This window comes from Aeribacillus pallidus (assembly GCF_050478865.1).
Classification (GTDB): domain Bacteria; phylum Bacillota; class Bacilli; order Bacillales; family JACDOC01; genus JACDOC01.
The window spans coordinates 1-8,504 of sequence record NZ_JBCNBW010000054.1; the positions used below are offsets into that span (position 1 = coordinate 1).

The 8,504-nt window shown below is 39.5% G+C and carries 9 protein-coding genes; all 9 read left to right on the forward strand.

Going from position 1 to position 8,504, the window contains the following annotated elements:
• On the forward strand, positions 1 to 459 hold a 459-nt coding region (locus ABES52_RS11960), incomplete at its 5' end, for an FtsW/RodA/SpoVE family cell cycle protein (protein ID WP_429651387.1).
• A gap of 491 nt (positions 460 to 950) precedes the next feature.
• Positions 951 to 2,039 carry an undecaprenyldiphospho-muramoylpentapeptide beta-N-acetylglucosaminyltransferase gene (gene murG, locus ABES52_RS11965; RefSeq protein WP_429651388.1) on the forward strand — a complete coding sequence of 363 codons (1,089 nt, stop codon included), beginning with the start codon at positions 951 to 953 and terminating at the stop codon, positions 2,037 to 2,039.
• 28 nt (positions 2,040 to 2,067) lie between these two features.
• The gene (gene murB / locus ABES52_RS11970; protein ID WP_429651389.1) at positions 2,068 to 2,976 is read left to right on the forward strand and encodes a UDP-N-acetylmuramate dehydrogenase; all 909 of its coding nucleotides are present in this window, start codon (positions 2,068 to 2,070) and stop codon (positions 2,974 to 2,976) included.
• A gap of 175 nt (positions 2,977 to 3,151) precedes the next feature.
• Positions 3,152 to 3,940 (forward strand): cell division protein FtsQ/DivIB, encoded by a 789-nt coding sequence (locus tag ABES52_RS11975; RefSeq protein WP_429651390.1) that lies wholly within the window; start codon positions 3,152 to 3,154, stop codon positions 3,938 to 3,940.
• Positions 3,915 to 4,622, forward strand: a complete 708-nt coding sequence (locus tag ABES52_RS11980; RefSeq protein WP_429651391.1) for a DUF881 domain-containing protein — start codon at positions 3,915 to 3,917, stop codon at positions 4,620 to 4,622. Before ABES52_RS11975 ends, ABES52_RS11980 begins: the two co-directional genes overlap by 26 nt.
• A 97-nt stretch (positions 4,623 to 4,719) precedes the next feature.
• The gene (locus ABES52_RS11985; protein WP_429651395.1) at positions 4,720 to 5,394 is read left to right on the forward strand and encodes a DUF881 domain-containing protein; all 675 of its coding nucleotides are present in this window, start codon (positions 4,720 to 4,722) and stop codon (positions 5,392 to 5,394) included.
• A complete protein-coding gene (locus ABES52_RS11990) occupies positions 5,394 to 5,756 on the forward strand; it encodes a small basic family protein (RefSeq protein WP_429651392.1) in 363 nt (120 codons plus the stop codon). Before ABES52_RS11985 ends, ABES52_RS11990 begins: the two co-directional genes overlap by 1 nt.
• A gap of 112 nt (positions 5,757 to 5,868) precedes the next feature.
• Positions 5,869 to 7,161, forward strand: coding sequence for a cell division protein FtsA (gene ftsA / locus ABES52_RS11995; RefSeq protein WP_429651393.1), 1,293 nt, complete (start codon positions 5,869 to 5,871; stop codon positions 7,159 to 7,161).
• Positions 7,162 to 7,202: 41 nt separating this feature from the next.
• The gene (ftsZ, locus tag ABES52_RS12000) at positions 7,203 to 8,345 is read left to right on the forward strand and encodes a cell division protein FtsZ (RefSeq protein ID WP_429651394.1); all 1,143 of its coding nucleotides are present in this window, start codon (positions 7,203 to 7,205) and stop codon (positions 8,343 to 8,345) included.
• The last annotated feature ends 159 nt before the right edge of the window (positions 8,346 to 8,504 follow it).

The window sequence follows — 8,504 nt, forward strand, 5'->3', positions numbered from 1 at the left end:
TCCTTTTTAGATCCGTGGTCTGATCCGTTAGGGAGCGGTTTTCAAATTATCCAGTCACTTTATGCTATCGGTCCAGGGGGCTTGTTCGGATTAGGACTTGGGCAAAGTCGTCAAAAGTTTTTTTATTTACCAGAGCCACAAACGGATTTTATTTTTGCTATTATTTCTGAAGAGCTTGGGTTTATCGGGGCGACGTTTGTTCTATTGTTGTTCGCTTTACTATTATGGCGAGGGATTCGCATATCGTTAGGTGCACCGGATTTATACGGTAGTTTGTTGGCAGTAGGCATTATTTCGATGATTGCCATACAAGTGATGATTAATGTTGGTGTTGTAACAGGCTTGATGCCAGTTACCGGAATCACGTTGCCTTTTTTAAGCTACGGAGGCTCTTCCTTAACATTAATGTTAATGGCTGTAGGTGTATTGTTAAATATCAGCCGTTATGCAAGGTATTAAATGAAAGAAACCTGTAGTTGATACAGGTTTCTTTTCGTTCGTAATGAATTACATTTAATTGGTAAAATTAGAAAATTGGAAAGTAAAAGATGACAAACGGAAAGTAAATACCGAAAAACAGAAAGAAAAAAGAATGAAACGGAAAGAAACAGCCAACGAAAGTCCTTCGCAGGTCCTCCAGCGCGCGTCGAGGCTAATCAGTCGCCTTCGCTTTTCTTATTGTCTAGCTCCGGCTCCTAGCCTCTCGCGTCGCTTCGGCCCTGCTGTGGCGGCAACAGCCTCCTCGCAGGTCCTCCAGCGCACGTCGAGGCTAATCAGTCGCCTTCGCTTTTCTTACAATAATTCAGTTTTTTTAAATTTCAATGACATTGTTTTACTAACGCCCATGTGTTGTTTAGAATATAGTAGAATAGGGTATCGATGTTAAGGATACATACGTTAAATATATGAGGATACATACGAAAAAGTTTATGAAGATCTGAGGTGGAAACATGAAAATTGTCGTCAGTGGGGGAGGAACGGGCGGCCATATATATCCAGCATTAGCGTTTATCCGTTCCTTGCAACAAAATCACCGGGACACGCAATTTTTATATATAGGCACAGAAAAAGGGCTGGAGTCGAAGCTAGTTCCGCGAGAAAATATTCCTTTTAAAGCAATCGAAATTACTGGTTTTAAGCGCTCATTGTCGTTGGAAAATTTTAAAACCGTTTATCGATTTTTAAAAGGTGTGAAAGATAGTAAAGCGTATTTAAAAGAATTTCAACCCGATGTCGTTATTGGAACGGGTGGCTACGTCTCTGGACCAGTTGTGTATGCAGCGGCGAAATTGGGTATTCCAACAATTATTCATGAACAAAATAGTGTACCCGGTTTAACAAACAAATTTTTAAGTCGGTACGTAGATTATGTGGCTACGTGTTTTGAATCATCCCATTCGTACTTTCCGGCAGATAAAGTCGTATTGACGGGAAATCCTCGTGCGACCGAAGTGGTAGGTGCCAATGGGAAAGGCGTTTTAGAAAGATTCGGATTATCTCATGAGCTGCCAACCGTTCTTATTTTTAGTGGATCACGTGGTGCTCGGCCGATTAATGAAGCGGTTGTGGAAATGTTAAAAAATTATCCAACCCCTCCCTTTCAAGTGTTATATGTTACTGGTGATGCTCATTATGAACAGGTACAAGAAAAGTTATTAAACACAAAGACCAACCATGTATCGGTTGTACCGTTCATTCATAACATGCCTGAAGTATTGGCAAGTGTCGATCTTGTTGTTTCAAGAGCTGGAGCGACAACATTAGCCGAACTTACAGCTTTAGGTGTACCGTCCATATTAATACCGAGTCCGTATGTGACGAATAATCATCAAGAAAAAAATGCCCGGGCGTTAACGGAAAAAGATGCAGCTATGTTAATCCTTGAAAACGAGTTAACTAGTGAACGTTTGTACAAGAAAATTGAATCTATTTTATCTAACGAAAAAAAGTTAGCGTTAATGAAAAAGAACGCGAAAGCTTTAGGCATACCAGATGCTTCGAATCGCTTGTATAACTTAATTCAATCGTTAACGAAGTAAAATGAACCTTCGGAGAGGAGCGAAAAAATTGAAGGAATTGATTCATAAATTGCAGGAAGCTAATGTAGGGAAGGTGAAAAAACAAGAACCGCTTTCCTTGCATACAACCATCAAAATTGGTGGTCCAGCAGATGTTTTTGTGGAACCAAACTCGATAGAAGACTTAAAAAAAACGATGGATATTATAACAAAATATGATGTACCATGGCGAGCGATTGGTCGAGGTTCAAACCTTTTAGTGTCTGATGAAGGAATTGAAGGGGTTGTAATAAAGCTCGGTAAAGGCATTGACCAATTAGACATTGATGGGGAAGAAATTCGTGTGGGTGGCGGATATTCATTAGTGACGTTAGCAACACAAATAAGCCGTATGGGATTATCTGGTCTTGAATTTGCCGGAGGAATTCCTGGATCCGTTGGCGGCGCCGTTTATATGAATGCTGGTGCCCATGGATCAGACATTTCCAACATATTAAAGAAAGCACACATTTTATTCCCGGATGGAACGATGGAATGGCTGACAAATGAAGAAATGGAGTTTTCGTATCGAACGTCCGTATTACAGAAAAAGCGCCCGGGAATTGTCCTTGAAGCTATTTTCACGTTAAAAAAAGGCGATAAAGAACAAATTATAGCAGAAATTAAAAAGAATAAAGAATACCGGAAAGAAACTCAACCATGGTCATATCCATGTGCAGGAAGTATCTTTCGTAATCCTCTTCCTCACTATGCAGGAAAATTAGTCGAAGAGGCTGGTCTAAAAGGGTACCAAATTGGCGGTGCACAAATTTCGGATATGCATGGAAACTTTATTGTCAATGCCGATAAAGCGACATGTCAAGACGTCTTACAGTTAATTGACCATATTAAAAAAACGATCCGTGAAAAATTTGGTATCAACATGGAAACGGAAGTAGAGATTATTGGCAGAAAATAAGCGGATTTTCCTCTTTTATCCTTATTTTGGTTCGTATACAATAGAATTAGCGAGTTGGATGTCGGACGTAAATAAGATAAAGAGGATTGTAGTGCTGAAACGGCATGAATCCATTCGTGCCGTTCTTCCGTTTTCAGAAATGGATTAGTTGTTCTCAAAGTTCGGAGGAAGGTTCATGGAAAAAGGGAAGGTTATTTCATTAGAAGAGAGGATTCCTAAATTAAAGGAGCAGCGACGAAAAAAAACAAATCGTCGACTGATATTGTTAATTAGTTTATTTTTTTCACTTATTTTGTCAATCGTCTATTTTCAATCCCCTCTTAGTCATGTAAAATCCATATCTGTTAAAGGAAATAGTGCCATTAGTGAAAATGAAATTGTGCAGGCAAGTCAACTGGCAGTTGGTATGAATCTTTGGGATATTGATAAAGACGAAGTTCAACAACGAATTGAAGCACTTGCTGAAGTAAAAAAGGCTTCTGTCCAAGTTTCCTTTTTCCGTACGGTAACAATCACCATAGAGGAACACAGGAAAATTGCGTATATTGTAAAAGGAAAATCCTTTTATCCTGTATTAGAAAACGGGACGGTCATCCAAAACCAACCTTCTTCCTCTTTACCAGTATATGCCCCTTTGTTGCTCAACTTTAAGGAAGGGGCGGTATTAAATGAAATGATTGATCAATTAGAACAATTGCCATCAGAAATTATTCATTCTATTTCTGAAATTTATTATGAGCCAAAAGAATCGGACAAGCACCACATTACTCTTTATATGAATGACGGATTTGAGGTTAGTGCAACCATTCGCACATTTGCTCAAAAAATGATTTATTATCCATCGATTGTTAATCAAATTGATCCGAATGTGAAAGGAATCATCGATTTAGAAGTCGGTTCGTTTTTCAGGGCATATGAGACAGAAGGAGAAGTGGACGATGAGGAAGGTGAAAGTGAAGGGTAGAAATGTGATCCTTACTCTTGTCACCCTAGTGCTAGGTTTTATATTAGCCTTTTCATATAGTCATACAAGACAAGCAAAACATCAAGGTGTAATTAGCAATTCCCAATGGGAAAAGGAAGATTCATTACGTACCCAGCTAATCAGACACCAAGAAAAAACACGTCAATTACAGTCGGAATTGTTCCAAAAACAAGAACAAGTTCGCGAAATGGAACAAGAACTGTCAAAGGAAGAGCAAATCTTTTTTAACTTAGCGGAGGATGCGGAGAAATACCGGATGTTTCTTGGAAAGGTGAAAGTCAAGGGAAAAGGGGTCGAAGTCACTTTAGCAGATGGTGATTATCGCCCAGAAGAAGAAAATGTTAATAATTACTTAGTACACGAACATCATGTGTTTAAAGTTGTTAATGAGCTGTACATTGCTGGTGCTAGTGCAGTCGCCATTAATGGTCAACGGTTAACACATAACTCCTACATTATTTGTGATGGCCCGGTCATTACAGTTGATGGTTATCAGCATCCAGCACCGTTTGTTATTTCCGCAATTGGCGACCCTGATGTTCTAGCTTCTGCTTTAAATATTACTGGGGGAGTTAAAGATCAGTTGGTCAATGATAACATTGTTTTTACCCTTGAAAAAAAGAATGAAATCATCCTCGAACCGATTTATGGTGATTCGTAACGTCATGAAGTAAGTTATTAAAAAGAGGGCAAGGTGAAAAGGAGTGAGTGTTGGAAAATGTATTCACTTCACAATCATAACCATCATCATTGGATTTATGCTGGCCATTCAATTTCAAACAGTTCAACATCCAGATGTGCGGGATACACGAGACATTTGGGAACTACGGGAAGCTCTTTTAAAAGAAAAAGAGCTTCAATCGAATTTGATTAAAGAAATTCGTTCTCAAGAAGAAAAAATGGCTAAATATGAATCAGAGCGCAAGCAGAGTAAAGAACAAGCGTTACGCGAAACGTTAGAGGAATTAAAAGCAGAAGCAGGTTTAACGGATATCACGGGCCCAGGGGTTATATTAACGATTGAACCTTTACATGAAGAGTTATTATTTGGATATGAAGTCCCGCAAGTTTCACCTGTTCTACTTCAGCGGCTTGTTAATGAATTAAATAAATATGAGGCCGAGCATATCTCTATTGCAGATCAACGGGTGATTAATTCGACGGTTATTCGTGACATCAACGGGGAAACGAAAGTGAATGGTCAGTCCATTGATCAAATGCCATTAGAAATTAAGGTGGTTACAAAAGATTTTCCATCGGCAGAAAAACTATATAACTTGGTTAAAGTCTCACGTGTCGTGGAAGAGTTTTTCATTGACAATTTGCAAGTACATGTGTCGGAACCGCTAACATCGATAACAGTTCCTGCGTACAACCAAACGTTGCGTATTCGCTATTTGGAGCCTGTCAATGATAAAGGAGGAAATGGATAATGTGGCTCCCTATATTAGGACTTCTCATCGGAATTGTGCTCGGGTTATTAACCGACATTACGATTCCAGATGAGTATTCAAACTATTTGTCCATCGCCGTACTAGCGGCTCTTGATACGTTATTTGGGGGTATAAGAGCACACTTGCAAGATACCTACGATGAAAAAGTGTTTGTTTCCGGCTTTTTCTTTAATATCCTTCTTGCGGCAAGTTTAGCTTTTCTAGGTGTTCATCTTGGTGTAGACTTGTATTTAGCAGCGGTTTTTGCTTTTGGCGTTCGCCTGTTTCAAAATATCGCTGTTATTCGACGAATACTGTTACATAAATGGTCTACAACCAATGAAAAAACAGAAAAAAATTGATTTTTTTAGAGGGATAAAAACATTTTTGACGAATATTTTTAGAAGATATTTTTTCATTTCCTTGGTAATTTTGATCTTGTAAGTATTGGATTTGTGAAGGAGGTGCCACAGGATGAACAGCAATGAAATTTTTGTAAGTATCGATATTGGTACTTCAACCATTAAAGTTATCATTGGCGAGATGGTCAATGATTCCTTAAATATAATTGGAGTTGGTAATATACCTTCAGAGGGCATAAAAAAAGGCTCTGTAGTTGACATAGATGCAACTGTTCAATCTATTAAAAAAGCGGTAGACCAAGCCGAAAGAATGATTGGGATGAACATCCATCAAGTGATTGTCGGTGTTTCTGGTAATCACGTTATGTTACAACCGTGTCACGGGGTCGTTGCCGTTTCGAGTGAAAACCGTGAAATAACCGATGAAGATGTGGCTAGGGTGATGGATGCAGCCCAAGTGATTTCCATTCCTCCTGAGCGTGAAATTATTAATGTCATCCCAAAACAATTTATCGTAGATGGATTGGATGGAATCAACGACCCGCGAGGAATGATTGGTGTTCGCCTAGAAATGGAAGGTACCATCATTACTGGTTCCAAAACAATGTTACATAACACTTTAAGATGCGTGGAACGAGCTGGGTTAGAAATTGTTGATATCGTGCTCCAACCCCTTGCTGCTGGGGCCATTGCCTTATCAAAAGATGAATTAAATATGGGTACGGCACTAATCGATATTGGAGGAGGATCAACAACCGTTGCTTATTTTGAACATGGGCATCTTCAAGGTACATGCGTCCTCCCAGTTGGAGGAGACCATATTACAAAAGATTTATCGATCGGGTTAAAAACAACAACGGAAGATGCAGAACGAATCAAGAAAAAATATGGTTACGCTTTTTATGACCATGCTTCTGAAGAAGAAGTGTTTAGCGTTCCGATTATTGGAAGTGATCAACACCAACAGTTTAATCAATTAGAAGTTGCTGATATTATTGAAGCTAGATTGGAAGAAACATTTGATCTTGTACTACATGAATTAAAACGAATGGGTGTACATGATATACCAGGTGGATTTGTCCTAACTGGTGGTGTCGCTAACATACCTGGTATTTTAGAATTAGCTCAATTTGTCTTCCATAATCGTGTACGCATTGCCGTACCTGACTACATCGGTGTCAGAGAGCCTCAATATACAACATCAGTTGGGCTCATAAAGTATGCTTACAAGTCTGCCAGAATACAAGGCAGAAAGGTAAGCGCAAGCCCAATTCCTGTTGAGATACCTGAGAAAAATACAGTGAAAACTGTCCAGTCGAAGGGGAAGGTAGAGAATAAACCAACTAAACAGGAAGATAAACTTTCAACAAAAATGAAAAAATTCTTTGGTTACTTTTTTGAGTAAATACATCTATTGGAATATCGACGAATTAGGAGGATTTTGCCATGTTGGAGTTTGATACGAATTTAGACCAATTTGCCACAATAAAAGTTATAGGTGTTGGTGGTGGCGGAAACAACGCTGTCAACCGAATGATTGAACATGGTGTTCAAGGGGTAGAATTTATTGCTGTTAATACGGACGCACAAGCTTTAAATCTATCAAAAGCTGAAATTAAAATGCAAATCGGTGCAAAATTAACACGTGGTCTTGGTGCTGGGGCAAATCCAGAAGTAGGTAAAAAAGCGGCCGAAGAAAGTAAAGAGCAAATTGAGGAAGCTTTAAAAGGAGCAGATATGGTATTCGTTACTGCTGGTATGGGCGGTGGTACGGGTACCGGAGCTGCACCAGTAATCGCTCAAATTGCTCGCGATTTAGGAGCCTTAACTGTAGGTGTAGTAACACGCCCATTTACGTTCGAAGGTCGCAAACGTGCCACTCAAGCACAAGGCGGAATTGCTGCGATGAAAGAAGCAGTTGATACGTTAATCGTTATTCCAAACGACCGTCTTCTAGAAATTGTTGATAAGAGTACGCCAATGCTAGAAGCGTTCCGTGAAGCGGACAATGTATTACGTCAAGGTGTACAAGGAATTTCAGACTTAATTGCCGTTCCTGGTTTAATCAACCTTGACTTTGCCGATGTAAAAACAATTATGTCTAATAAAGGATCGGCCTTAATGGGTATTGGTGTTGCATCTGGTGAAAACCGCGCGGCTGAGGCAGCTAAAAAAGCGATTTCCAGCCCGTTATTAGAAACATCCATTGACGGTGCTCAAGGCGTATTAATGAATATTACAGGTGGTACAAATTTAAGCCTATATGAAGTTCAAGAAGCAGCTGACATTGTCGCTTCTGCCTCTGACCAAGATGTGAACATGATATTCGGTTCCGTTATTAACGAAAATTTGAAAGACGAGATTGTTGTGACAGTAATTGCAACAGGGTTTAATGAAGAAGCCATTCAAACGAAACAATCCCGTCCAAACTTAAATCAAGTGCGAACAAATAATACCAATGTTCAACCAAAAAGAGAAGTAAAACGTGAGGAGCCACAAACGATGGAATCCAATCGTAGCTCCAATCAGTCGATAGAAGAAACACTTGATATTCCAACATTCTTACGTAATCGCAATCGTCGTCGTTAATGGGAAAAGACCTGACAAGTGTCGGTACGAGTGCTGGCACTTGGCGGGTCTTTTTTCATTAAGCTATGTTATATTTTCATTGTTGATTTTTAGCAAGTTGTTCACACGGCGGCGACTCAGCGGGAACAAGAAGCTGCAAGACCCATACTTGAGCGTAGC

Coding starts and splice junctions, on each gene's coding strand:
- murG (WP_429651388.1), top strand. CDS start 951: ATGAAAATTGTCGTCAGTGGGGGAGGAACGGGCGGCCATATATATCCA.
- ftsZ (WP_429651394.1), top strand. CDS start 7,203: ATGTTGGAGTTTGATACGAATTTAGACCAATTTGCCACAATAAAAGTT.
- ftsA (WP_429651393.1), top strand. CDS start 5,869: ATGAACAGCAATGAAATTTTTGTAAGTATCGATATTGGTACTTCAACC.
- ABES52_RS11975 (WP_429651390.1), top strand. CDS start 3,152: ATGGAAAAAGGGAAGGTTATTTCATTAGAAGAGAGGATTCCTAAATTA.
- ABES52_RS11980 (WP_429651391.1), top strand. CDS start 3,915: ATGAGGAAGGTGAAAGTGAAGGGTAGAAATGTGATCCTTACTCTTGTC.
- ABES52_RS11985 (WP_429651395.1), top strand. CDS start 4,720: ATGCTGGCCATTCAATTTCAAACAGTTCAACATCCAGATGTGCGGGAT.
- ABES52_RS11990 (WP_429651392.1), top strand. CDS start 5,394: ATGTGGCTCCCTATATTAGGACTTCTCATCGGAATTGTGCTCGGGTTA.